Source organism: Streptomyces sp. NPDC053665, assembly GCF_055585285.1.
This window is the reverse complement of the sequence record NZ_JBVJKK010000011.1, coordinates 51,401-75,481: the sequence shown is the minus strand read 5'-3', so window position 1 is coordinate 75,481 and position 24,081 is coordinate 51,401. Positions and strand designations below refer to the sequence as shown.

Annotated in this window: 22 protein-coding genes, 1 pseudogene and 1 riboswitch; of the genes and pseudogenes, 15 read left to right on the top strand and 8 right to left on the bottom strand. The window is 74.5% G+C overall.

Translation table 11 applies throughout. The features are described 5' to 3' along the window. Positions 1 to 49: 49 nt before the first annotated feature. Positions 50 to 763 (top strand): nucleopolyhedrovirus P10 family protein, encoded by a 714-nt coding sequence (locus tag ACZ6ZN_RS32060; RefSeq protein ID WP_469651675.1) that lies wholly within the window; start codon positions 50 to 52, stop codon positions 761 to 763. 25 nt (positions 764 to 788) lie between these two features. Here the strand turns inward: ACZ6ZN_RS32060 and ACZ6ZN_RS32055 are convergent, their stop codons facing one another. From ACZ6ZN_RS32055 to ACZ6ZN_RS32045, 3 genes are all read right to left on the bottom strand, one after another. Then, positions 789 to 1,592, bottom strand: coding sequence for an enoyl-CoA hydratase/isomerase family protein (locus tag ACZ6ZN_RS32055; RefSeq protein WP_469651673.1), 804 nt, complete (start codon positions 1,590 to 1,592; stop codon positions 789 to 791). Positions 1,593 to 1,741: 149 nt separating this feature from the next. Continuing rightward, complete coding sequence (locus ACZ6ZN_RS32050; RefSeq protein ID WP_010037790.1) at positions 1,742 to 1,960, bottom strand: helix-turn-helix domain-containing protein; 219 nt, start codon at positions 1,958 to 1,960, stop codon at positions 1,742 to 1,744. Positions 1,961 to 2,321: 361 nt separating this feature from the next. Further along, positions 2,322 to 3,920 carry an ABC-F family ATP-binding cassette domain-containing protein gene (locus ACZ6ZN_RS32045; RefSeq protein ID WP_398111681.1) on the bottom strand — a complete coding sequence of 533 codons (1,599 nt, stop codon included), beginning with the start codon at positions 3,918 to 3,920 and terminating at the stop codon, positions 2,322 to 2,324. Positions 3,921 to 4,167: 247 nt separating this feature from the next. Here ACZ6ZN_RS32045 and ACZ6ZN_RS32040 point away from each other — a divergent pair, with 247 nt between their 5' ends. Then, positions 4,168 to 4,581, top strand: a complete 414-nt coding sequence (locus tag ACZ6ZN_RS32040; protein ID WP_469651671.1) for a VOC family protein — start codon at positions 4,168 to 4,170, stop codon at positions 4,579 to 4,581. Between the two features lie 3 nt (positions 4,582 to 4,584). Here ACZ6ZN_RS32040 and ACZ6ZN_RS32035 read toward each other — a convergent pair whose 3' ends face one another. From ACZ6ZN_RS32035 to ACZ6ZN_RS32025, 3 genes are all read right to left on the bottom strand, one after another. Next, positions 4,585 to 5,985 (bottom strand): hypothetical protein, encoded by a 1,401-nt coding sequence (locus ACZ6ZN_RS32035; protein WP_469651669.1) that lies wholly within the window; start codon positions 5,983 to 5,985, stop codon positions 4,585 to 4,587. Positions 5,986 to 6,179: 194 nt separating this feature from the next. Then, positions 6,180 to 7,307 (bottom strand): alpha/beta hydrolase family protein, encoded by a 1,128-nt coding sequence (locus ACZ6ZN_RS32030; RefSeq protein ID WP_398111678.1) that lies wholly within the window; start codon positions 7,305 to 7,307, stop codon positions 6,180 to 6,182. Positions 7,308 to 7,379: 72 nt separating this feature from the next. Beyond that, entirely contained in the window at positions 7,380 to 8,120 is a 741-nt protein-coding gene (locus ACZ6ZN_RS32025) for a class II aldolase/adducin family protein (RefSeq protein WP_469651667.1), read from the bottom strand. A gap of 383 nt (positions 8,121 to 8,503) precedes the next feature. On the opposite strand from ACZ6ZN_RS32025, the gene ACZ6ZN_RS32020 reads away from it, so the two are divergent. The 10 genes and pseudogenes from ACZ6ZN_RS32020 (at position 8,504) to ACZ6ZN_RS31975 (ending at position 19,069) form a co-directional block, all read left to right on the top strand. Further along, the gene (locus tag ACZ6ZN_RS32020; RefSeq protein ID WP_398111676.1) at positions 8,504 to 9,751 is read left to right on the top strand and encodes an inorganic phosphate transporter; all 1,248 of its coding nucleotides are present in this window, start codon (positions 8,504 to 8,506) and stop codon (positions 9,749 to 9,751) included. Positions 9,752 to 9,784: 33 nt separating this feature from the next. Beyond that, entirely contained in the window at positions 9,785 to 10,006 is a 222-nt protein-coding gene (locus tag ACZ6ZN_RS32015; RefSeq protein ID WP_369197704.1) for a hypothetical protein, read from the top strand. Between the two features lie 131 nt (positions 10,007 to 10,137). Further along, positions 10,138 to 10,275: riboswitch (cobalamin riboswitch) on the top strand. A 101-nt stretch (positions 10,276 to 10,376) separates the two neighbouring features. Continuing rightward, entirely contained in the window at positions 10,377 to 11,330 is a 954-nt protein-coding gene (locus ACZ6ZN_RS32010; protein ID WP_469651665.1) for a cobalamin biosynthesis protein, read from the top strand. 2 nt (positions 11,331 to 11,332) lie between these two features. Beyond that, positions 11,333 to 12,841 carry a cobyric acid synthase gene (locus tag ACZ6ZN_RS32005; protein WP_469651663.1) on the top strand — a complete coding sequence of 503 codons (1,509 nt, stop codon included), beginning with the start codon at positions 11,333 to 11,335 and terminating at the stop codon, positions 12,839 to 12,841. Positions 12,842 to 12,908: 67 nt separating this feature from the next. After that, positions 12,909 to 14,957, top strand: coding sequence for a putative cobaltochelatase (locus ACZ6ZN_RS32000; protein ID WP_469651661.1), 2,049 nt, complete (start codon positions 12,909 to 12,911; stop codon positions 14,955 to 14,957). Further along, a complete protein-coding gene (gene cobO / locus ACZ6ZN_RS31995; protein WP_398112400.1) occupies positions 14,957 to 15,565 on the top strand; it encodes a cob(I)yrinic acid a,c-diamide adenosyltransferase in 609 nt (202 codons plus the stop codon). Before ACZ6ZN_RS32000 ends, cobO begins: the two co-directional genes overlap by 1 nt. Beyond that, on the top strand, positions 15,562 to 17,010 hold the full coding sequence (locus ACZ6ZN_RS31990) for a cobyrinate a,c-diamide synthase (RefSeq protein WP_469651659.1): 1,449 nt from the start codon (positions 15,562 to 15,564) through the stop codon (positions 17,008 to 17,010). Before cobO ends, ACZ6ZN_RS31990 begins: the two co-directional genes overlap by 4 nt. Before the next feature lie 32 nt (positions 17,011 to 17,042). Then, positions 17,043 to 17,402: pseudogene (locus tag ACZ6ZN_RS31985) on the top strand (cobalamin biosynthesis protein); the annotation flags it as partial. Positions 17,403 to 17,482: 80 nt separating this feature from the next. Beyond that, complete coding sequence (gene cobC, locus ACZ6ZN_RS31980) at positions 17,483 to 18,538, top strand: Rv2231c family pyridoxal phosphate-dependent protein CobC (RefSeq protein ID WP_469651658.1); 1,056 nt, start codon at positions 17,483 to 17,485, stop codon at positions 18,536 to 18,538. 57 nt (positions 18,539 to 18,595) lie between these two features. Further along, complete coding sequence (locus ACZ6ZN_RS31975) at positions 18,596 to 19,069, top strand: hypothetical protein (protein ID WP_469651656.1); 474 nt, start codon at positions 18,596 to 18,598, stop codon at positions 19,067 to 19,069. Between the two features lie 27 nt (positions 19,070 to 19,096). Here ACZ6ZN_RS31975 and ACZ6ZN_RS31970 read toward each other — a convergent pair whose 3' ends face one another. Further along, the gene (locus tag ACZ6ZN_RS31970) at positions 19,097 to 20,008 is read right to left on the bottom strand and encodes an SCO1860 family LAETG-anchored protein (RefSeq protein WP_469651654.1); all 912 of its coding nucleotides are present in this window, start codon (positions 20,006 to 20,008) and stop codon (positions 19,097 to 19,099) included. A gap of 166 nt (positions 20,009 to 20,174) precedes the next feature. Then, positions 20,175 to 21,266, bottom strand: a complete 1,092-nt coding sequence (locus ACZ6ZN_RS31965; protein ID WP_451877400.1) for an amidohydrolase family protein — start codon at positions 21,264 to 21,266, stop codon at positions 20,175 to 20,177. Between the two features lie 128 nt (positions 21,267 to 21,394). Here ACZ6ZN_RS31965 and ACZ6ZN_RS31960 point away from each other — a divergent pair, with 128 nt between their 5' ends. The 3 genes from ACZ6ZN_RS31960 to ectA all read left to right on the top strand — a co-directional run bounded on the left by ACZ6ZN_RS31960 (position 21,395) and on the right by ectA (position 24,001). Continuing rightward, complete coding sequence (locus ACZ6ZN_RS31960) at positions 21,395 to 22,495, top strand: pyridoxal-phosphate-dependent aminotransferase family protein (protein ID WP_469651652.1); 1,101 nt, start codon at positions 21,395 to 21,397, stop codon at positions 22,493 to 22,495. 129 nt (positions 22,496 to 22,624) lie between these two features. After that, positions 22,625 to 23,152 (top strand): DinB family protein, encoded by a 528-nt coding sequence (locus ACZ6ZN_RS31955; protein WP_469651650.1) that lies wholly within the window; start codon positions 22,625 to 22,627, stop codon positions 23,150 to 23,152. Between the two features lie 342 nt (positions 23,153 to 23,494). Then, positions 23,495 to 24,001: a diaminobutyrate acetyltransferase gene (gene ectA / locus ACZ6ZN_RS31950; RefSeq protein WP_451877397.1), complete on the top strand. Its 507-nt coding sequence runs from the start codon at positions 23,495 to 23,497 to the stop codon at positions 23,999 to 24,001. The last annotated feature ends 80 nt before the right edge of the window (positions 24,002 to 24,081 follow it).

Genomic DNA, 24,081 nt, shown 5'->3' with positions numbered 1-24,081 from the left:
GTAAGCACGGTTGCGCGGAAGCGCGCCTCTGATGCGGCAGGCTGGAGGAATGACGGCGGATCGCTGGACGCAGGCAGTGAGACATCAGCTGGGCATCGGCAGGCTGCTGCCCCTCGGTGACGCGCGGGACGGCGCGTGGATCACGGAGCGGGCGGCCGAGGCGGTGCTGGCGGGCGCGGTGCGGGGCGTCCCGGGCGTGCGCCTGGGCCCGCTGCGGATCGCGCTGGCCGACCCGGAGGACGCGGAGGAGTCCGCTGTGCCGGCTCCGCCGAGCGCGTTGCCGTTCGGGCCCCTCCGGGTGACGGCGGACTTCGCGGCCACGGCGTCGCGGCCGCTGCCGGCGACGTCGGCGCAGCTGCGGGAGGCGCTGGCCACGGCGGCGGCGCAGCGGCTCGGTCTCGACGTGTCGGACGTGGACCTGCGGGTGACGGGCCTGCTGGACGAGCAGGACGTGGAGCGGCCGGCCGTCGAGGAGCCCGAACTGCCGCCGCAGGCGCGGGCCGAGGACGGCGACGCGGGCGTCGTGGCCGCCGCCGCCCGGGCGGTTCCGGGCGTGCTGCGGCTGACCGGCACCCTGGGCCGGCCGGTGCATCTGGAAGAGGTCCCGCACGAGGCCGCGCTGACGCACCGCCACGTCCGGCTGGAGGTGGCGGTGGCCGCGGACCACCGCAGCCGGGACGTGGCGCGCGCCGTCCGCGAGGCGGTCGGCGCGGCCTTGCCCGACCGGCCGACGGTGGCGGTCGTCGTGAGCGCGGTCGGCTGACCGCGCTTCCGGCCGGGCCGCGCTCTCAGTCGCCGACGCCCGCGAGGTCCCGCAGCCGGCGTGCCTGGGCCTGGCGCTCGGCGCCGCGCTGCTCCTCGTAGGTGCGGTCCTGGGCGCCGCGCAGCAGGGCCTTGGTCTCGATCACGGCGTCGCGGGGCGCGGCGAGGAGGGCCGCGACGAGGTCGCGCACGGTGTCGTCGAGCTGGCCGGTGGGCACGGCCACGTTGGCGAGCCCGGTGCTCACGGCCTCGTCGGCCGTGACGAAGCGCCCGGTCGCGCAGATCTCCAGCGCGCGGGCGTATCCCACGAGGCCCACCAGCGGGTGCGTGCCGGTGAGGTCGGGCACGAGTCCGAGGCTCGTCTCGCGCATGGCGAACTGCACGTCGTCGGCGACGACGCGCAGGTCACAGGCCAGGGCGAGCTGGAAGCCCGCCCCGATGGCATGCCCCTGGACGGCCGCGACGGAGACGAGGTCGCTGCGCCGCCACCAGGTGAACGCCTCCTGGTACTCGGCGATGGTCGCGTCCAGCTCGGCGTCGGAACCGCGGGCGAGGTCGATGAACGACGGCTCGCCGTCGAAGCCCTCGGGCGTGAACGCCTGCCGGTCGAGCCCGGCCGAGAAGGATTTGCCCTCGGCCCGGAGCACCACGACGCGGACGGAGCCCGGCAGCTGCCGGCCGGCCTCGGTCAGCGCCCGCCACAGAGCGGGGCTCTGCGCGTTGCGCTTGTCCGGGTTGGTCAGCGTCACCGTGGCGATCGCGTCGTCCACGGTGAGCCGTACGCCGTCCTTGTCGAGTACGGGAACGAGGTCCTGGTCGGGCGAAGCCATGGGACGCCTCCGATGTGTGCGGTCGCCTTCCGTGCCGCGCGACGGCTGTCCGCCGCCTCACGGCACGCTCAAGTGACTGCACAGTAACCACCCGGCCGGTCAGTGGGACGACCGGGTGGCCACCATCGAAGCCGTGGGGCCACCCGGGGTCAGGCCGTGGCCTTCTTGCCCCGGGTCGCCCCGCCGCGCCCGCGCAGCGTGACGCCCGACTCACTGAGCATGCGGTGCACAAAGCCATACGAGCGGCCGGTCTCCTCGGCCAACGCCCGGATGCTCGCACCGGCGTCGTACTTCTTCTTCAGGTCTGCCGCGAGCTTGTCGCGCGCGGCGCCGGTCACCCGGCTGCCCTTCTTCAGAGTCTCGGCCACCCGTGCCTCCTCAAGGAAGTGCGCTCTGGTCTCCTCATGATCACCCCTCCGGGCCGCGATGGCCACCCATTCGGCAAGGTCCGTGAGACAAGGTTGTGACGACGGGAGCGCGTCCCCACATCCGGAATCTGTGATTCCGAAGAGGGCCGTCCGCCCGGCCGAACGCGTCGGGGCGGGAAAGGCCAGGTCAGAAAGGCGGCGCGGCCGAGCCCCGGAGGATCGGGGACTCGGCCGCGAAATCGATGTAGGACACACCTCGGTACGAGGAGATCTCACACAGATGATGGATCACCGTTGGGCCGAATGATCCATACGCCGTTGATCACGCCTGCGGCCGGACGGTACCGGCGGCACGGGCAGGTCAGGCCAGGGCGACGAGATCCGCGTAGTCGGCGCCCCACAGGTCCTCGACGCCGTCCGGCAGCAGGATGATCCGCTCCGGCTGGAGCGCCTCGACGGCGCCCTCGTCGTGCGTGACCAGGACGACGGCGCCCTTGTAGGTGCGCAGCGCCCCGAGGATCTCCTCGCGGCTGGCCGGGTCGAGGTTGTTGGTCGGCTCGTCGAGCAGCAGCACGTTCGCCGAGGACACCACGAGGGTGGCGAGGGCGAGGCGGGTCTTCTCACCGCCGGAGAGGACTCCTGCCGGCTTGTCGACGTCGTCGCCGGAGAACAGGAACGAGCCCAGCACCTTGCGCACCTCGACGAGATCCATGTCCGGGGCGGCGGAGCGCATGTTCTCCAGGACCGTGCGGTCCGGGTCGAGGGTCTCGTGCTCCTGGGCGTAGTACCCGAGCTTCAGGCCGTGCCCGGGGACCACCATGCCGGTGTCGGGCTGCTCGACGCCGCCCAGCAGCCGCAGCAGGGTGGTCTTGCCCGCGCCGTTGAGGCCGAGGATGACCACGCGGCTGCCCTTGTCGATGGCCAGATCGACGTCGGTGAAGATCTCCAGCGAGCCGTACGACTTCGACAGGCCCTCGGCCATCAGCGGGGTCCTGCCGCAGGGCGCGGGCTCGGGGAAGCGGAGCTTGGCGACCTTGTCGGACTGGCGCACCGCCTCCAGGCCGGAGAGCAGCTTGTCGGCGCGGCGGGCCATGTTCTGCGCGGCGACCGTCTTGGTGGCCTTGGCGCGCATCTTGTCGGCCTGCGAGTGCAGGGCGGCGGCCTTCTTCTCGGCGTTGGCGCGCTCGCGCTTGCGGCGCTTCTCGTCGGCCTCGCGCTGCTGCTGGTAGAGCTTCCAGCCCATGTTGTAGACATCGATCTGGGCGCGGTTGGCGTCCAGGTAGAACACCTTGTTGACGACCGTCTCGACCAGGTCGACGTCGTGGGAGATCACGATGAAGCCGCCGCGGTAGGTCTTGAGGTAGTCGCGCAGCCAGACGATCGAGTCGGCGTCGAGGTGGTTCGTCGGCTCGTCCAGCAGCAGGGTGTCCGCGTCGGAGAACAGGATGCGGGCCAGCTCGATGCGGCGGCGCTGACCGCCGGAGAGCGTGTGCAGGGGCTGGCCGAGCACCCGGTCGGGCAGGTTGAGCGCGGCGGCGATCGTGGCGGCCTCGGCCTCGGCGGCGTACCCGCCCTTGGTGAGGAACTCCGTCTCCTGGCGCTCGTACTGCTTCATCGCCTTGTCGCGGGTGGCGCCCTTGCCGTTGGCGATGCGCTGCTCGTTGTCGCGCATCTTGCGGATCAGGACGTCGAGGCCGCGGGCCGACAGGATGCGGTCGCGCGCCAGGATGTCGAGGTCCCCGGTGCGGGGGTCCTGGGGCAGGTAGCCGACCTCACCGGAGCGCGTGATGGTGCCCCCGGCGGGCATGCCCTCGCCGGCGAGGCACTTGGTGAGGGTGGTCTTGCCCGCGCCGTTGCGGCCGACCAGGCCAATGCGGTCGCCCTTGGCGACACGGAACGTGGCGTTCTCGATGAGGACACGGGCACCGGCGCGCAGCTCGATACCGGAAGCGGAGATCACGGACAGACTCCAGGGCGGATACGGGGGCGGGAAGGGGCGGCTGAGGACGTTCCCGCCGTCTAATGCGCGAGGAGAAAGGCCATGACGACAGTCTAACGGGGCGGTGCAACCAGTTTTTCTGCGTGCGGGTGTTCGGTTCGTCTCGCCGGGTCGTGGGCCGTGCCCGGTGCCAGACTGGACAGGGACCGGCCGGAGCGGGTCCGGATCGCTCCGGGTCCCGGCGACCGCTGACCAGGGAGTGATCGGCATGGCAGGCACGTCCGGCGGACGTCCGAGCATCTGCCCGACGCTGCTGTACCGGGACGCGAAGGCGGCGATCCGCCAGCTCACCGAGGGTCTCGGCTTCACGGAGCTGTCGGTGTACGAGGGCGAGGACGGCTCGGTCCTGCACGCCGAGCTGGTGCAGGGCAACGGGGCGGTGATGATCGGCACCCGGGGCACCGGCACCGTCTTCGACCGGGCGATGACGGGCGCCGGCGCCGCGGGGGTGTACGTGGTGGTGGATGACGTGGACGCGCACCACCGCCGTGCCGTGGAGCACGGGGTGGAGATCCTGATGCCCCCGACGGACCAGGACTACGGGTCCCGGGACTACATGGCCCGGGACGTCGAGGGCAACGTCTGGAGCTTCGGCACCTACGCGCCCGGGGCGGGCGGCTAGGCCCTAGCTGCCGCCGGTGTGCACCTGGAACGCGGCCCGGCGTACGGCCTTGGCCAGGGCGGGGTCGGGGTGGGCGGCGGCCAGGGCGACGAGCACCTGGACGGTGCGCGGGTGCCCCACCGCCCGGACCTCGTCCAGGAGCATCGGCACGGTCGGCTGCACCGCGGACTCCAGGTGTCTGACGAGCAGCGGAGCCTCGCCGTGGTCGGCGACGGCGGCGGCGGTGTCCACCCACAGCCAGGTCGCCTCCTGGCGGGTGAGGACCTCGTGGGCGTCCTCCGGGTCGGCTCCGTCGTGCTCGGCCAGCCACAGCAGCGCGTACGGCCGCAGCGTGGGCTCGTCCAGCACGGCGCGGACGTCCGGCTCGGCGGGGGCGCCGACGACCCGCAGCGCCTCGAAGGCCAGGCCGCGCAGCAGGGCGTCCTCACCGCGGGCGGCCGCCAGCAGCTCGGTGACGGCACCGCCGACGGTCCGGGCCGCGAGCCAGGCGCGGTACTCGGCGCGGGCCGCGTTGGGACGCAGCTGGGCGCAACCGCGCAGCATGTCCTCGGCGGACTGCTCGATGTTCCCGGCGGGGCTCTGCGCGGCGACGCAGATCTGCTCCAGCTTGACCCACACGGCCCAGCTGCCGAGCGGGGTGAGCGTGGCCTGCCCGTCGCCGTAGGTGAGGGCGCCGACGGAGGCGAGGGCGCGCAGGGCCCAGTCGAGCAGGGGGGCGAGCGGGGCGTCGACGGGCGCGGGCTCGGCGGGCGGCTCCGGCCGCGGGCCGTAGGGCACCTCGCAGCGGGCGGTACGCAGCTCGGTGACGCGCTGCTCCAGCAGGTCGAGGAGCTGCTCCACGGGGACCGGGCCGGCGGACAGCTGGAGGAAGGTGAGCGTCTGCGGCATGGCCGAGACGACCTCGGCGACGGCGGCGGGCTCGTAACCCTCGGGCTCCGGGCAGGCGAGCGACCAGGCGTCGAAGAGGGCGACCCAGCCGCGCAGCACGGCACTGTCGTCGCGGTCCCAGGCGCGCAGCCGCCAGCCGGGGCGGGCGCTGTCCCCGTGCACCTCGACGAGTCCGGCGAGGCGGGCGGTGTCCCAGTCGGCCCGCACCTGATCGGGGGTCAGCCCGAGGTCGAGCGCGGCCCGTTCGGCGGTCGCGTCGGAGAGGGTGGCCTTGCCGTCGGCGGTGGCGCCGTCCCGGCCGGGGCCGAGCGCGGTGTCGGCCCAGCGGGCGACGCGGGCCGCGTCGGCCAGGCCCAGGCGTGCCATTCGGGCCAGCTCCGCCGGGGCCGGGGTGCCCTCCGGGGGGCGGGGCGCGGGTCGGCGCGAGCGCCGCTGGTTCATCGCTCGGGGGGCGGCGGCCAGGGGTCGCGGGCGGACGAGTCGAAGCCTGGAGTCGCGCGGGATACGGGACGTCACGGGTGCAGTCTTCCGGTTGACGGTCCGAAAACCCAAACGGAATGTCACCGCGGGCGACGAGGATGGCCAAGGCACCGGCTCCCCGGGGTGCTCGGGGAGGGGAACCGGCCAGTGGTACGGCACTAAACGGAATCCTTACGACCGGTCGGCCGGGAGACGAACGAGCCGTGTCTTCGACCACCCGGGCCGGGCGGTCACATGAGGGGCGTGAGGAAGCGGCGCAGGGCCTCCTCGTAGCCCTTGGGGTCGGCGTTCCACATGGCTCCGTGCGGGGCGTGGGCGACCGTGTGCAGGGCGACGGTGTCCGGGCGGGACTCCGCGAGCCGGCGGGAGAGCCGCCAGGGCGCCACCGCGTCGTCCGGTCCGTGCAGCAGCAGTGCGGGGACGCGCAGCCCGTCGGACGGGGGCGCGTCGGCGACGCGGTCGCCGTAGAGGCCGGTGCGCCCCTGGGCGGCGCGCACCGCCAGGGGCAGCAGCGCGCTCGGGGTGTGGCGGGCCGAGGCCAGGGCGCGCAGGGTGGTCTCCCAGTCGAGGACCGGGGAGTCCAGGACGAGCCCGGAGATGTAGTCGCGCAGTCCCGAGCGCTCGGAGGCGCGCAGGGCCATGGTGGCGCCCGTGGACCAGCCGTGCAGGACGACCTGGCGGGCCCCCTGGCGCACCGCGTGCCGGATGGCCGCGTCGAGGTCGCGCCACTCGGTCTCGCCGAGGTGGCTCAGGCCGTCGGGCGAGCGGGGCGCGCCGACGTCTCCGCGGTAGGCCGGGGCGAGCACCGGGAAGTGGTGGCGGTTGAGGAACTCCATGACGTTGAGGGCGAGTTCCCGGCTGGTGCCCAGGCCGTGCACGGTGATCACCCAGGTCTCCCGGGCGCCGGGGACGAACCAGGCGGGCAGGGGGCCGAGTTCGCCGATGATGTCGACGTCCTCGTACGCCAGGCCGAGGGCGGTGCGGGGGTTGCCGACGTACACGTTGGGGGTCAGCCAGGCCTTGTCGCCGCGCTGGAAGGAGCCGTGCGTGACGGCCTCCAGGCGGCGCACGACGGTGTCGGCGGTGGGCGAGGCGCCCTGGAGGACGGGGCCGACGACGGCGTGGGAGCCGTCCCCGGCCAGGCCGTAGCGGCCGGGTCGCAGGGCGGCGAGGTCCCGGGTGAGGCTGATCTGCCCGGCGGCCGTGCCGTGGACCGTGAGCCGCGGCTCGGTGGGCAGCGGACGGCCCGGGGGCGCCTTCAGCGCGGCGTGGCTGGCGAACCGGCCGGCGGCCACCGCGGCGGCACCGGCTCCCAGGACGGCGGTGACGGCAGCGGCCGTCGCTTTGACAGTGCGCACCGCTCCAGTGTCCTGGCCGGGCCGCCGCGCGACCAGTGGGAGGGGGCCGTGGGGTGATCCGCCGCCGTGCGGTCAGCCGCGCTGGCCGTAGCCGCGCAGGCGTTCCTCCACCTCGGTCAGCTGCCGCCGGGACAGCAGGCTCGGGCTCAGGCCGGGCACGGAGGCGGCGGTGAGCCAGACGCGGCACATCCACTCCAGCTGGGCCGTGCGGTCGTAGGCCTGGGCGAGGGTGGCGCCGTGGGTGACGGTGCCGTGGTTCTGCAGGAGGCAGCCGGAGCGGCCGTCGAGGGCCCGGAGCATGGTCGCGGCGAGCTCGTCGGTGCCGTAGGTGGCGTAGGGGGCGACCCGGACGGGTCCGCCGAGGGCGGCGGCCATGTAGTGGATCAGCGGGAGCTCGGTGACGAGCGTGGAGACGGCCGTGGCGTGGACGGCGTGGGTGTGGACGACGGCCCGGGCGTCGGTGGACCGGTGGAGCGCGAGGTGCATGGGCAGTTCGCTGGTCGGGACGAGGGTGCCGAGGACCTGCCGTCCGTCGAGGTCGACGCCGGTCACGTCGCCGGGTGCGAGCCGGTCGTAGGGGACGCCGGAGGGGGTCACGAGGACGGTGTCGCCGACGCGCACCGAGACGTTGCCCGAGGTGCCCACGACGAGCCCGTCGGTCACCGTCCGGCGGGCCGTCGCGACGAGCTCCTCCCAGGCGCGCGCCTCCTCGGGCGTCGCTCCCCGGGCGTGCGCCTCCCCCATGTCCCGCGCGCCCTGCGCCTCGCCGGAATTCCGTCCGCCGTGCCCGGTGCCGTCCCGCTGTTCCGCCATGCGGCGATCCTGCCAGGCGGCCGCGCAAGGCGCCCCGGGCCGGGGCCGGTTCCGGCCGGTGGCGGGCGGCGCACCTCGCCCGTATACGGCCGCGCCCCCCGACGGCCGGCGCCCCCGGTGGCGTCGCAGCGTCCTTGCGATCACCCCTGGTCGATCACCCGTCACTACGCGTCGGGTACTCTGCCTGTGGGCTGCCGCGGTCACTCGATCGGCTGAAGCGGTACGCGCGGGGCATCCGGCCGCCGGAGGGCGGGGACCCTGACAGCAGGGCGGAACGGCAACCCTCGTTTGTGGACACTCCCGCGCCCCTCCCAGTTCATCTTCCGTTCACTCGGGTTACCTACGTTCGTCCAGCCAACGACCTCGAACGATTGCCTGGGTAAATGGAAAGCTTCTCGCTGATCCTCGCGATTGTGGTGGTAACCGCACTCGCGTTCGATTTCACGAACGGTTTCCACGACACCGCGAACGCGATGGCCACGACCATTTCCACGGGCGCCATGAAGCCCAAGGTCGCGGTCGCCATGTCCGCCGTCCTCAACCTGGTCGGCGCCTTCCTCTCCGTGGAAGTCGCCAACACGATCTCCAAAGGCCTCGTCGACGAGGCCGGCATCCGGCCCGAGGTCATCTTCGCCGCCCTGGTCGGCGCGATCCTCTGGAACCTGCTGACGTGGCTGGTCGGTCTGCCGTCCAGTTCCTCGCACGCCCTGATGGGCGGTCTGATCGGCGCCACGATCGCCTCGGCGGGCGCCGGTGCGGTGCACGGCGACGTGCTGGTCACCAAGGTGCTGATCCCGGCGATCGCCGCGCCGCTGGTCGCGGGCATCGCGGCGATGCTCGGCGCGCGGCTGACCTACAAGCTGGGCAAGCGGGCCGAGGACACGGAATCCGCCAAGAAGGGCTACCGGGCCGGCCAGATCGCCTCGGCGGGACTGGTCTCCCTGGCGCACGGCACCAACGACGCGCAGAAGACCATGGGCATCATCACCCTCGCCCTGGTCGCCGGCGGCACCCTCGCCCCCGACTCGGACCCGCCCACCTGGGTCATCCTCTCCGCGGGCGTCGCCATCGCCCTCGGCACCTACCTGGGCGGCTGGCGCATCATCCGCACCATGGGCAAGGGCCTGACCGACCTCCAGCCGCAGCAGGGCTTCGCCGCCCAGACCAGCGCGGCCACGGTCATCCTGGCCTCCTCGCACCTCGGCTTCTCCCTGTCCACCACCCACTCCGTCTCCGGCGCCGTGATGGGCGCGGGCCTCGGCCGCAAGGGCGGCGTGGTCCGCTGGTCGACGGCGACGCGGATGTTCGTCGCGTGGGGCCTGACGCTGCCGGCCGCGGCCCTGGTGGGCGCGCTCGCCGAGTACGTCACGGGCTTCGGTGACTGGGGCACCGCCGTGGTGGCCCTCTTCCTGGTCGCCTCCAGCGCGGCCATCTGGAAGCTCTCGCGCCGCGAGGTCGTCGACCACACCAACGTCAACGACACCGAGGAGGCGGAGCCGGCCGGCGTGGTGACCACGGCGATGGCCGCGGTGACGCCGCCGCCCGCGGGCCAGATCGCGGAGGAGCCGGTCCCGGCGTTCCCGGCGCAGGCCACCTCCGAGCGGGCCACCTCCACGACCACCCCGGTCTGATCCGGCCACCGGTAACAAGGAAGAGTCACTGAGATGAAGATCGACTGGGCGGCCCTCGGTTCCGTCTTCGGCGTCAGCCTCGTGGTCACCGTGGCCCTGGTGGGCCTGTTCACCCTCGGCATCACCGGTCTGTCCCGCCGCGAGCGGGCGGCCGCCGAGGGCGGCTCCGCGGGCCTCGCCGTCACCGGCGCCTACGCCTGCTTCGCCGCGTGCGCGGCGGCCGTGGGCTACGGCATCTACCTGATCATGGCCTGACGGCCGCACCGCACGAGCGCGTCCAGCCGGGCGGCACGGGACCTGGAGTCCCGTGCCGCCCGGCACGCGTGTGACCGGGGGGATGTGGGGTTCTGCACACTCTCCCCCCGCAGGTCAACGGCAAGTTGACGGTTGTTCGCGGCCGTGGTGGACTGCCGGGGCCAATACGGCGGCAGGAGAGGAAGCCGGTGCGAGTCCGGCGCGGTCCCGCCACTGTCACCGGGGTGAACGCCCCGGGAGCCAGGAACTCTCACCGCCGGTCTCTTCGAACCAGGGCGTGGACACCCTGAGTGAGGACACATCGCCATGCGCGGCTGCCGACCGAGGCCCGACACCCCGCCTGCGACCTCCCCTTCGGCCGGCTGAGCCGATGAGTGCCGGTCGCGTCTTCGCGTACGGCGCCGCCGCCGGCCTGATCGGTGACCTGCTGCTCGGCGACCCCCGTCGCGGGCATCCGGTCGCCGCGTTCGGGCGGGCCGCGGGCGCCGTGGAACGGGTGCTGTGGCGGGACCACCGCGGGTGGGGCGCGCTGCACACCGCCGTGTGCGCCGGAGGAGCCGTCGCTCTCGGGTGCGCCGCCGCGCGCGCCGCGCGGGGTTCCGCCGTCGCCTCCGTCGCCCTGACCGGCGCCGCCACCTGGGCCGTGGTCGGGGGGACGTCGCTGGCCCGGGAGGCCGCGGCGATCGGCCGGGCCCTGGAGGCCGGGGACGTGGAGGCTGCCCGGGCCCGGCTGCCGCACCTGTGCGGACGGGACCCGCAGGCCCTCGACGCCGACGGCATCGCCCGGGCCGTGGTCGAGTCCGTCGCCGAGAACACCTCCGACGCGGTGGTGGGTGCCCTGGTGTGGGGAGCCGCTTGCGGGGTGCCGGGGCTGCTCGGGTTCCGCGCCGTGAACACCCTGGACGCCATGGTCGGGCACAAGTCGGCCCGTTACCGGCGCTACGGCTGGGCCTCGGCCCGGCTGGACGACGTGGCGGGGTGGCCGGGCGCCCGCCTGACCGCCGCGCTCGCGGCCGTGGCCGGACCCGATCCGCGCGGGGCCGTCCGGGCCTGGCGCGCCGACGCGGGGCTGCATCCGAGCCCCAACGCGGGCCTTGTGGAGGCCTCGTTCGCCGGGGCGCTCGGGGTGCGGCTCGGCGGGACGCTGTCGTACGGCGGGCGGGTGGAGCACCGGCCCGTGCTGAACTCCGGGGGACGTGCCGTCGTCACGGACGACGTGGAACGGGCCGTGCGGCTGTCGCGGCGGGTGAGCTGGCTCGCGCTCGGGGTGTGCGCCGGTGCCCGGCTGCTGACCGGTGCGCGACGCAGGAAGAGGGGGAGATGAGCATGCGCGGTGGGCTTCTCGTGGCCGGCACCACCTCCGACGCGGGCAAGAGCGTCGTGACGGCGGGCATCTGCCGGTGGCTGGTGCGGCAGGGCGTCAAGGTCGCGCCCTTCAAGGCGCAGAACATGTCGCTCAACTCCTTCGTGACGAGGGAGGGCGCGGAGATCGGCCGGGCCCAGGCCATGCAGGCGCAGGCCTGCCGGGTCGAGCCGGCCGCGCTGATGAACCCGGTGCTGCTCAAGCCCGGCGGCGAGCAGAGCAGCCAGGTCGTGCTGCTGGGCAAGCCGGTCGGGGAGATGAGCGCGCGCGGCTACCACGGCGGGCGGCAGCAGCGGCTGCTCGGGACGGTGCTGGACTGCCTGGAGCAGTTGCGGAGCACGTACGACGCGGTGATCTGCGAGGGGGCCGGGTCGCCCGCCGAGATCAACCTGCGGCGGACCGACATCGTCAACATGGGCATCGCGCGGAACGCCGGGCTGCCCGTGCTCGTCGTCGGCGACATCGACCGGGGCGGTGTGTTCGCCTCGTTCTTCGGGACGGTGGCGCTGCTGTCCCCCGAGGACCAGGAATGCGTCGCCGGGTACCTCGTCAACAAGTTCCGCGGGGACGTCACCCTGCTGGACCCCGGGCTGGAGATGCTGGAGGGCCTCACCGGGCGGCGGACGTACGGTGTGCTGCCGTTCCGGCACGGGCTGGGCATCGACGAGGAGGACGGGCTGCGGGTCTCGCTGCGTGGGACCGTGCGGGAGTCGGCCGTCGCGCCGCCCGTCGGCGAGGACGTGCTGCGCGTCGCGGTGTGCGCCGTGCCGCTGATGTCCAACTTCACCGATGTCGACGCGCTGGCCGCCGAACCGGGCGTCGTGGTGCGGTTCGTGGACCGGCCGGAGGAGCTGGCCGACGCCGACCTGGTCGTCGTGCCCGGCACCCGCGGCACGGTCCGCGCGCTGGAGTGGCTGCGCGAGCGGGGGCTCGCCGGCGCGCTGGCCCGCCGGGCCGCCGAGCAGCGGCCCGTCCTGGGCATCTGCGGCGGCTTCCAGATCCTCGGCGAGCACATCGAGGACGACGTCGAGAGCCGGCGCGGGAAGGTCGACGGGCTCGGACTGCTGCCCGTGCGGGTGCGGTTCGCGCGCGAGAAGACCCTCACCCGGCCGGCCGGCGAGGCCCTCGGGGAGCACGTCGAGGGCTACGAGATCCACCACGGGGTCGCCGACGTCCGGGGCGGCACGCCGTTCCTGGACGGCTGCCGGGTCGGCCAGACCTGGGGCACGCACTGGCACGGCTCGCTGGAGTCGGACGGTTTCCGCCGGGCGTTCCTGCGCGAGGTCGCGGCGGCCTCGGGCCGGCGTTTCGTGCCGGCCCCGGACACCTCGTTCGCCGCGCTGCGCGAGGAGCAGCTCGACCGGCTCGGCGACCTGATCGAACAGCACGCGGACACCGACGCGTTGTGGCGGCTCATCGAGTCCGGCCCGCCGAAGGGCCTGCCCTTCGTGCCGCCGGGGGCTCCCGCGTGAGCGGCGCGCCCCGGGCCCCGCGGGCCACCCACCCCGAACGCACAGGCACCTTGGAGGGCGACGACCAGTGACCACCCCGTTTCCGTTCACCGCCGTGGTCGGCCAGGACGATCTGCGGCTCGCGCTGCTGCTGAACGCCGTGTCACCGGCGGTCGGCGGTGTGCTGGTGCGCGGCGAGAAGGGCACCGCCAAGTCGACGGCCGTGCGGGCGTTGTCGGCGCTCATGCCGCAGGTCGACGTCGTCCCCGGCTGCCGCTTCTCCTGCGACCCGGCCTCCCCCGACCCCGCCTGCCCGGACGGACCGCACGCGCCCGGGACCGCCGGCCTGCACCGCCCCGCCCGCATGGTCGAACTGCCCGTCGGCGCCTCCGAGGACCGGCTGGTGGGCGCGCTGGACATCGAGCGGGCGCTGTCGGAGGGCGTGAAGGCCTTCGAGCCCGGCCTGCTCGCCGACGCGCACCGCGGGATCCTCTACGTCGACGAGGTCAACCTGCTGCACGACCACCTGGTCGACCTGCTGCTCGACGCGGCGGCGATGGGCGCCTCGTACGTGGAGCGCGAGGGCGTCTCCATGCGGCACGCCGCCCGGTTCCTGCTGGTGGGCACCATGAACCCCGAGGAGGGCGAGCTGCGGCCGCAGTTGCTCGACCGGTTCGGCCTGACCGTGGAGGTCGCCGCCTCCCGCGACCCCGACCAGCGGGTGGAGGTCGTACGGCGCCGGCTGGCCCACGACGACGACCCGGCCGCCTTCGCCGCGCGCTGGGCGGACGAGGAGGCCGAGGTACGGGCCCGGATCACCGCCGCCCGGGAGTTGCTGCCGTCGGTGCGGCTGGGCGACGGGGCGCTGCGGCAGATCGCGGCGACCTGCGCGGCCTTCGAGGTGGACGGCATGCGCGCCGACATCGTGATGGCCCGGACGGCCACCGCGCTGGCCGCCTGGGCGGGCCGTACGGACGTGCTGGCCGAGGACGTCCGGCAGGCCGCGCTGCTCGCGCTGCCGCACCGGCGCCGCCGCAACCCCTTCGACGCGCCCGGTCTGGACGAGGGCAAGCTGGACGAGACCCTGGAGGAGTTCTCCGACGACGACCCGGACCCCGACCCGGGTCCGGACGGCCCCGGCGGCGGCCCGGACGAGCCCGACGGCCCCGGCGGCGGTCCCGACGGCGGGGGCGGTGGCCGGCCCGAGCCCGGGGACGACGCACCCGGGCAGGGCGACGGCGCGGCGGACTCCCCCGCGCCCGGCGAGGAGGGACGGCCGCAGCGGCCCGGGGCCGGCGAGCAGCCGGCCGTGGGGGCCGGCGAGCCGTTCCGCACCAAGGTGCTGAGCGTGCCCGGTCTGGGCGAGGGGGCCGCGGGGCGGCGTTCACGGGCGCGGACCGAGCACGGGCGCACGACCGGGGCCCGCAGGCCGCGCGGCACGCTGACCAAGCTGCACCTGGCGGCGACCGTGCAGGCCGCGGCGCCGCACCAGCGCTCCCGCGGCAGGTCGGGGCCGGGTCTGGTGGTGCGCCGGGACGATCTGCGGCAGGCCACCCGCGAGGGCCGCGAGGGCAACCTCGTGCTGTTCGTCGTGGACGCCTCCGGGTCGATGGCGGCCCGCAAGCGCATGGGCGCGGTGAAGGGAGCCGTGCTGTCGCTGCTGCTGGACGCCTACCAGCGGCGGGACAAGGTGGGCCTGGTGGCCTTCCGGGGCTCGGGCGCGGACGTCGCGCTGCCGCCGACCTCGTCGGTGGACGCGGCGGCGGCCCGTCTGGAGACGCTGCCGACCGGCGGCCGCACCCCGCTGGCCGCCGGGCTGCTGCGCGCTCACGACGTGCTGCGGGTGGAGCGGCTGCGGGATCCGGCGCGGCGGCCGCTGATGGTGGTCGTGACGGACGGCCGGGCGACCGGTGGCCCGGAGCCAGTGGCGCTGGCCGGCCGGGCGGCCCGGCTGTTCGCGGCCGAGGGCGTCGCGTCCGTGGTCGTGGACTGCGAGTCGGGGCCGGTGCGGCTGGGGCTCGCCGGGCGGCTCGCCGGTGAACTGGGCGGAACCGCCGTGACGTTGGACGAGCTGCGGGCCGACTCGATCGCCGGGCTGGTCAGGGATGTGCAGGGAACCTCGAGGAGGGCCGCGTAATGCCGCAGGGACAGCCGAGTGTCGTTCCGGACGACGGTCTGACGACCCGTCAGCGCCGGAACCGGCCGCTGGTCATGGTGCACACGGGCGTCGGCAAGGGCAAGTCCACCGCCGCTTTCGGGCTCGCGCTGCGGGCCTGGAACCAGGGATGGCCCATCGGGGTGTTCCAGTTCGTCAAGTCGGCGAAGTGGAAGGTCGGCGAGGAGAACGCGCTGAAGGTGCTCGGCGCCTCCGGCGAGGGCGGCTCCGTGGCCTGGCACAAGATGGGCGAGGGCTGGTCCTGGGTGCAGCGCGGCCTCCAGGGCGACAACTCGAGCAACGAGGAGAAGGCCCGGGAGGGCTGGGAGCAGGTCAAGCGGGACCTGGCTGCGGAGACCTACCGGCTGTACGTGCTGGACGAGTTCGCCTACCCGCTGCACTGGGGGTGGATCGACCCCGCCGAGGTCGTCGACGTGCTGCGGCACCGGCCCGGGACCCAGCACGTCGTGATCACCGGCCGGAACGCGCCCGCCGAACTCGTCGACTTCGCCGATCTGGTGACCGACATGTCGAAGGTCAAGCATCCGATGGACGCCGGGCAGAAGGGGCAGAGGGGCATCGAGTGGTGACGTCGTCCTCGTCCGTCCCCCGGCTGGTCGTCGCCGCGCCCGCCTCCAGGAGCGGCAAGACCACGGTGGCCACGGGGCTCATGGCCGCGTTCGCCGCGCGGGGGCTCGCGGTGTCCCCGCACAAGGTCGGCCCCGACTACATCGACCCCGGGTACCACGCGCTCGCGACCGGGCGGGTGGGGCGCAACCTCGACGCGTACCTGTGCGGCCCGGACCTGGTCGGTCCGCTGTTCCGGCACGGGGCCCGCGGGTGCGACATCGCCGTCGTCGAGGGCGTGATGGGGCTCTACGACGGGGCGGCGGGGCAGGGCGAGCTGGCCTCGACGGCGCACGTGGCGAAGCTGCTGCGGGCGCCGGTGGTGCTGGTCGTGGACGCGTCGTCGCAGTCCCGGTCGGTGGCGGCGCTGGTGCACGGGTTCGTGTCCTGGGACCCGGAGGTGCGGGTCGGGGGCGTGATCCTGAACAAGGTCGCCACGGACCGGCACGAGAACCTGCTGCGGGAGGCGCTGGAGCACGTCGGGGTGCCCGTGCTCGGGGTGCTGCGGCGGGCACCGCAGGTGGACACGCCGTCCCGGCACCTGGGGCTGGTCCCGGTCGCCGAGCGGCGTGCGGAGGCCCTGGCGGCCGTCGCGGCGATGGCCGCGCAGGTGGCGGCCGGCTGCGACCTGGACGCGCTGGCCGCGCTGGCGCGCACGGCGGGCGACCTGTCCTGTGCGCCGTGGGACGCGGCCGGGGCGATCGCGGGCACGCTGCCCGGCGCGACGGCCGGGCCCCGGCCCGGCGGCGGGGCCGGGGGTGCGTCCGGTGCCGGGGCGGGGATCGGTGCGCCGACGAGGGGTGCCGCGCCGCGGGTCGCCGTCGCCGGCGGGCCGGCGTTCACCTTCTCCTACGCCGAGCACGCCGAACTGCTGACGGCCGCCGGGGCCGAGGTCGTCCCGTTCGACCCGCTGCGGGACACCGAACTGCCCGACGGGACGGGCGGGCTGGTGATCGGGGGCGGGTTCCCGGAGATGTACGCCTCGGAGCTGTCGGCCAACGAACCGCTGCGCAAGGCCGTCGCCGTCCTGGCGGACAGCGGGGCGCCGGTGGCCGCCGAGTGCGCGGGGCTGCTGTACCTGTGCCGGGAGCTGGACGGCCTGCCGATGTGCGGGGTGCTGGACGCCGGGGCGCGGATGACGGAGCGGCTCACACTGGGGTACCGGGACGCGGTGGCCGTGGGCGACAGCGTCCTCGCGGCGGCGGGGACCCGGATGCGGGGGCACGAGTTCCACCGGACCGCCGTCGAGCCCGGCTCGGGCGCCGAGCCGGCGTGGGGCCTGCTCGGTGCCGAGCGCCGGGTGGAGGGGTTCGTGCAGCGTTCCGTGCACGCCAGCTATCTGCACACCCACTGGGCGGCCGAGCCGGGGGTCGCCCGCCGGTTCGTGGAGAGATGCCGCCTCCCATGAGCGGCGTCGGGCCGCCGGGCGCGGGGGCCCGCGTGGTCGTCGGGGTCGGCGCGTCGAAGGGGGTACCGGCCGCGGAGGTGCTCGCGCTGGTCGAGGCGGCCCTGCACGAGGCCGGGCTGCCCCTCACGTGTGTCGCCGAGCTCGCCACGGTCGAGGCGAAGGCCGGGGAGCCCGGGGTCGTGGGGGCGGCGCGGCGGCTCGGGGTACCGCTGGTGGCGTACGGGGCCGGGGAACTGGCCCGGGTCGGCGTGCCCCACCCGTCGGACGCGGCACGCACCGCCGTGGGCACGCCCTCTGTCGCGGAGGCCGCCGCCCTGCTGCGCGGCGGCGCGCTCCTCGTCCCCAAACGCCGGTCTGCGCGGGCGACCTGCGCCGTGGCACGGCTCGGCGGCGCGGACACCGGCCGGAACACCGATGGCCACCACGAGCGAGGGCATGGGCACAGGGATGCGTACTGAGCATGGGCACACGGATGCGTACTGAGAGCGGGCACGACCTGCGCCACCACGGGGACGCCGAGGTGCGGGACGACGGCGGCGCGCTGGTCGACCTCGCGGTCAACGTCCGCGCGGACACACCGCCCGCATGGCTGCTGGAGCACCTCGCCGCCTCGCTGACCGGCCTGGCCGCCTACCCGGACGGGCGGGCCGCGCGGGCGGCGGTGGCGCGGCGGCACGGCGTGCCGGCGGAGCGGGTGCTGCTGACGGCGGGCGCGGCGGAGGCGTTCGTGCTGCTGGCCCGGGCGCTGAAGGTGCGGCGGCCGGTGGTGGTGCACCCCCAGTTCACGGAACCGGAGGCGGCGCTGCGGGACGCCGGGCACACCGTCGGCCGGGTGCTGCTGCGCGAGGAGGACGGCTTCCGGCTCGACCCGGCCGCCGTCCCCGAGGACGCGGACCTGGTCGTGATCGGCAACCCGACGAACCCGACCTCGGTGCTGCACCCCGCGGACACGATCACCGCCCTCGCCCGGCCCGGCCGGGTGCTGGTGGTGGACGAGGCGTTCATGGACGCGGTCCCGGGCGAACGCGAGGCGCTGGCCGGGCGCGTCGACGTGCCCGGCCTGGTGGTGCTGCGCAGCCTGACCAAGACGTGGGGCCTGGCCGGGCTGCGGGTCGGCTACGTGCTGGCGGCGCCGGAGACCGTCGAGGAGCTGGAGCGGGCGCAGCCGCTGTGGCCGGTGTCCACACCCGCGCTGGCGGCCGCCGAGGCGTGCGTGGGGCCCCGGGCGCTGGCGGAGGCGGCGCACGCCGCGCACCGCATCGCCGCGGACCGCGCCCACCTCGTGGCGGGCCTCGCCGGGCTCGCCCCCGCGGGACTGCGCGTCGCCGGACCGGCCGAGGCCCCCTTCGTGCTGATCCGCCTCCCCGGGGCGGCCGCCGTACGCGGCCGCCTGCGCGACCTCGGGTACGCCGTCCGCCGCGGCGACACGTTCCCCGGCCTGGACGACCGGTGGCTCCGGCTGGCGGTCCGCGACCGCAGGACGACGGACGGGTTCCTGGCGGCCCTGCGCAGCGTGCTGGAGGACTGACACCGGAGGCGTCCGGCCGCCCCGCCCGATCGGGAGCAGGGCAACCAGGCTGCACGCATGGGGAAATCCATGGTGCGACCCGCGCCCCTGACCGTCCTGCCCGCATGCGTGTGGAGCGAGGCCGAACGGGACGCGATCCGGCTCGGGCATGTCAGCCGCGCCATGGAGGGCACGTGGCACGTGGTGCCCGCGGGGGACGCCGTCCGGCTGCTGAGGAGCTGGACGGGACACGAGATCCACCGGGCCGCGTTCGGCCCGGTGGACGCGTCCGAGGGCGGCGGGTGGCGCATCGTCCGGGCCGAGGCGGAGCGGGATCCGGACCGGTACCCGGACTTCGGGGCGGAGTTCGACGCGGTGATGCTGGAACTCGTGCTGCGCACCTACGCGTTGGCCGAACCCGCGGCGGATCTGCGCACCCGCATGGTCTGCCTCGTCGCCGAGGCCACGGGCGACACCGACGCCCCCTCCGCCTTCGTGGAGACGAGCCTGCTCGGCACGCGTACGGATCCGCCTCCGGCCGACCGGCCGTGACCGGCTCCCACCGGGGGTCCGGCGCGATCACCCCCGGCGGCGGGACAGGGCCACGGCGGCTCCGCCCGCGGCCAGGAGGGCGAGGGCGCCCGCCGCCACGTACGGCGTGGTCGAACTGCCGCCCGTCTCGGCCAGGTTCTCCTCCTTCGGGGCGCCCTGCGGCTCCACGGCGGCCGGTGGGGCGGCGGACGCGGACGGGGGCTGCTCCGCCGCGGCGGGCCGGGGTGTCTCACAGCTCGCCTCGGCCAGGGTGAGGGTGCCGTCGACCTCGGCGACGTTCAGCTTCAACGGGTTGACGGAGACCTTGAGTTCGAGGGCCGTGGCGGCCGCCGAGCGGGCTGTCGTGCGGTCGTGGGACAGATCGAGCCGGACCTCGCCGACCCCGGGCACCTCGACGTCGGTGGGGCCGCCGGCGGTGAGGTGCACGCGCTTGCCGAGCACGGTCACCGAGCCGGGCAGGTCGGTCGTGGCCACCGGCTTCCTCCCGACCTCGCAGGTGGCCCTGGACGTGACCTGCTCGATCTCGATGACCGACAGCAGCGGAAGCCCGGGGACGTGCAGCCGGGCGTGGGCCAGGGTGGCGGACGCCTCGGCCTTCGTGGCGCTCGTGGTGGCCGTCGCCCGGGCCGCCTCGGCCCGCAGCACGCTGAACGGCTTGCCGCCGTCCACCGCGTCGAGCTCGGCCGTCAGCGTGCTCTTCTCCGCGCTCTGCGGGGCCCGCACCTCGTTGAGGGACACGGCGAGCGGGACGTTCACCGACTTGTTCAGCAGGGAGACGTCCAGGCCCGTGCGCAGGACGGCGGCGCTCGCGCGGCCGTGGTCGCCGGTGGCGTGCGCCGGGCTCACGCCGGTCAGCGCCATGGCTCCGGCGGCGAGGGTCGTGGCCGTCGCGACGGTCGCCAGTCGGCGTGCGGGCATGCGGAAGCAAGGGCTGTTCACGTGGGGACTCCTGGAAAGACAGGCTCGGGACCCGCACAGAATCGCCCCGGCGCGCGGGCGGCGTCAGCGATCCGCCGCCGCTTCACTCCAACGTGGCGAGACCGCGCGGCTTTTCGAATCTCCCGGCACAGGCGTTCCCCGACGTCACCCGGGTGGCCGAGAGACCTCAGCCCACCACGCGCCCGTTCAGCACCACCCGGCGCGGTGCGGCCAGGACGCGCACGTCGGCCCGCGGGTCCTCGTCGTAGACCACGAGGTCGGCCGGGGCCCCCTCCTCCAGGCCGGGGCGCCCGAGCCAGGAACGGGCCGTCCAGGTGCCCGCCGCCAGGGCCTCCACGGGCGGGATGCCCGCGGTGACCAGTTCGGCGACCTCGGCCGCCGCGAGACCATGGGCCAGCGCTCCCCCGGCGTCGGTGCCGACGAAGACCGGGATGCCGGCGTCGTAGGCGCCCCGCACGGTGTCGTAGCGGCGTTCGTGCAACCGTCGCATGTGGGCCGACCAGCGCGGGAACTTGCCCTCGCCGCCGTCGGCGAGCTGCGGGAACGTCGCGATGTTCACCAGGGTCGGCACGATGGCCACACCCCGCTCGGCGAACAGCGGGATGAGGTCGTCGGTCAGGCCCGTGGCGTGTTCGATGCAGTCGATGCCGGCCTCGACGAGGTCCCGCAGGGAGTCCTCCGCGAAGCAGTGGGCGGTGACGCGGGCGCCCAGCCGGTGGGCCTCGGCGATGGCCGCCTCGACGGCCCCGCGGGGCCAGCAGGCGGACAGGTCGCCCAGGTCGCGGTCGATCCAGTCGCCGACCAGCTTCACCCAGCCGTCGCCGCGCCGGGCCTCCTGGGCCACGTACGCGACGAGGTCCTCCGGCTCGATCTCCCAGGCGTAGTTGCGGATGTAGCGCCGGGTGCGGGCGATGTGCCGCCCGGCGCGGATGATCTTCGGCAGGTCCTCGCGGTCGTCGATCCAGCGGGTGTCGGAGGGCGAGCCGGCGTCGCGGATCAGCAGCGTGCCGGCGTCCCGGTCGGTGAGCGCCTGCTTCTCGGCGACGTCCGCGGGCACCGGGCCGTGCCGGTCCAGCCCGACGTGGCAGTGCGCGTCCACCAGGCCGGGCAGCGCCCAGCCCCTGACGGTGCGCACGTCCCCGGCTCCGGACGGACGGTCGTAGGTGACACGGCCGTCGACCACCCACAGTTCGTCCCGGACGTCCTCGGGCCCGACGAGCACCCGTCCCCTCACGTGCAGCACCGCGCGTTCGCTCATGCACCGCACCTTAGTGAGCCGGTCCGACCACCTCGAAGGGGGCCGGGACCGGGCCTCGCCGCGCGAGGGGAAGGGGACCGCCGGTTACCCTCGTTGCCGTTGAACCTGTGAGTGAAGAGAGCATTGCCGTGACGCATCCGTTTCTGGACCTGGCCCCGCTCGGCGCGGACCGTTTCGCCGCGATCGAGGACCGTGTGGCCCGGCTGCTGAGCACCGAGCAGGATGTCGTGATCATGCAGGGCGAGGCGCTGCTGCCGCTGGAGGGTGCCATCCGCGCCACGGCCGGTCCGGGCACCACCGCGCTGAACGTGATCACGGGACCGTACGGGCAGACCTTCGGCGACTGGCTGCGCGACTGCGGTGCGACGGTGATCGACCTGGCGGTTCCCTTCCACACGGCGGTCACGGCCGAGCAGATCCGGCAGGCCCTCGCCGAGCACCCGGAGATCGACTTCGTCTCCCTGGTGCACGCGGAGGCCGCCACCGGCAACACCAATCCGGTCGCGGAGATCGGCGAGGTGGTCCGCGCGCACGGGGCGCTGTTCTACCTGGACGCGGTGGCCTCCATCGGCGCCGAGCCGGTGCTGCCGGACGCCTGGGGCGTGGACCTGTGCGTGATCGGCGCGCAGAAGGCGATGGGCGGGCCGGCCGGTGTGTCCGCCGTGTCGGTGAGCGAGCACGCCTGGGCCCGGATGGCGTCCAACCCGCGGGCCCCGCGCCGGTCCTACCTGTCGCTCCTCGACTGGAAGGAGCGGTGGATCGACGGCGGGCGCAAGGCGCTGCTGCACGCCCCCGCGCAGCTGGAAATGCTGGCGCTGGAGGCGTGTGTGGAGCGGATCGAGGCCGCGGGGCTGGACACGGTGATGGCCCGGCACGCCTCGGCCGCGGCGGCGACCCGAGCCGGGGCGCCGGCGCTCGGGGGCGGCCTGGAGCCGTACGTGCACGAGGCCCGGGACGCGGCACCGGTCGCGACGACCCTGCGGGCCCCGGCCGGCGTGGTGGCCTCGGAGCTGGTGGCGCGGGCCCTGGCGGCCGACCCGGCGCTGCCGCTGGCCGCGGGCGGGGGTGCGCTGGCCAAGGAGATGATCCGGGTCAACCACTACGGCGCGGACGCGACGCCCGGAGCCGTGCGGGCGAGCCTGGCGGCACTGGGCGGGGCGATGGCGGAGTCCGGGCTGACGGTCGACGTGGAGGGCGCACTCCGCGCGGCGGAGCAGGCGTGGCGTTAGCCACCCGCCGACCGCCCACAGGCAGCGGCCCCGTCCCACCGGGGGCGGGGCCGCTGTCGCTGTCGCTGTCAGTGGTGCGTCCCACCGGGGCGGGGGCCGCTGTCAGTGGCCCGTGCCATGCTCCCCGGCATGACCACCGACTCCCCCCTCACCCTCCCCGACGGCCGGCCCGTCCCGCGTACCACCGGTGACGAGCGGGCCATGCTCGAGAGCTGGCTCGACTTCCACCGGGCCACCCTGGAACTGAAGTGCGCCGGGCTCGACGACGCGCAGGTGCGCACGGCCGCGGCGGAGCCCTCCTCCCTGACCCTGCTCGGGCTGGTGCAGCACCTGGCCGAGGTCGAGCGGAACTGGTTCCAGCGCGTGGCCTGCGGTCAGGACGTACCCCCCGTGTTCGAGGACGGCACGGGCTACGCGCTGCATCCGGCCCGGGGGCTGGACGAGGCGCTCGGGATCTGGCGGCGGGAGATCGCCCGGGGGCGGGAGCTGTCGGCCGGGCTGCCGCTGGACCACGTGGGCCGGGTGGCCGAGGGGCCGGTGCCCGGGATGGAGGTCAGCCTGCGCTGGGTCCTCATCCATCTGATCGAGGAGTACGCGCGGCACAACGGGCACGCGGATCTCCTGCGCGAACGCATCGACGGAGTGACCGGTACATGAATTCCGAATGCCTGCGTGATATCGCATCCGTGTAAGCTGGCGCACACAATGAGGAATTCTTCCGAGAACAGCCGACCACGTTCTTCTGCCCGCTTTTCCCGGTCCTAAACGCGTAGATTTCGAGGACCTTTCGCGAGGCAATTACGGCGCCTCGCGTGAGGGTCACATGGTTGTGACGCGTTACACAACGCGACCGATTTGCCCGGAACTTTCCGTGCGAACCAGGACAATGTTCCGCGACCTCGCGTTGATCTACGCGCCCGCGTGATAACACGAGTCCGGCCCACATGTAAGCCCCTCCCCCGATGCATTTTTGAATTCGGCTGGGTAAGTTCGATTTGCATGACCGCCGTACAAGCAGACCTGCAAATCGACCGACCGACGGTGGCCGACGGAGCCGCACTGTGGCGGATGGCCAAGGACTCGAAGGTTCTCGATGTGAACTCGTCCTACAGCTATCTGCTGTGGTGCCGCGACTTCGCAGCCACGTCGGCCGTGGCCCGTGACGCCCACGGCGAGCCGATCGGTTTCATCACCGGGTACGTGCGGCCGGACAGCCCGCGCACCCTGCTGGTCTGGCAGGTGGCGGTGGACGAGACCCACCGCGGACGCGGGCTGGCGGCCGCGCTGCTCGACGGACTGGTCGCGCGGACCGCCGCCGAGCAGGGGGTGACGACGGTGGAGACCACCATCACCCCGGGCAACACCGCCTCCGAGCGCCTGTTCACGTCGTTCGCCGAGCGCCACGGCGCCGGGCTGGAGCGCGAGGTGCTGTTCGACGCGGGCCTGTTCCCCGACGGGCCGCACGACGCCGAGGTCCTCTACCGCATCGGCCCGCTGTCCTCCTGACTTCACTTCCTGCCCTACGTCCCGCGCAGACTTCTCCCACCTCCCGCCCAGACTTCCCCCACGCACCGAGGAGCGATTCG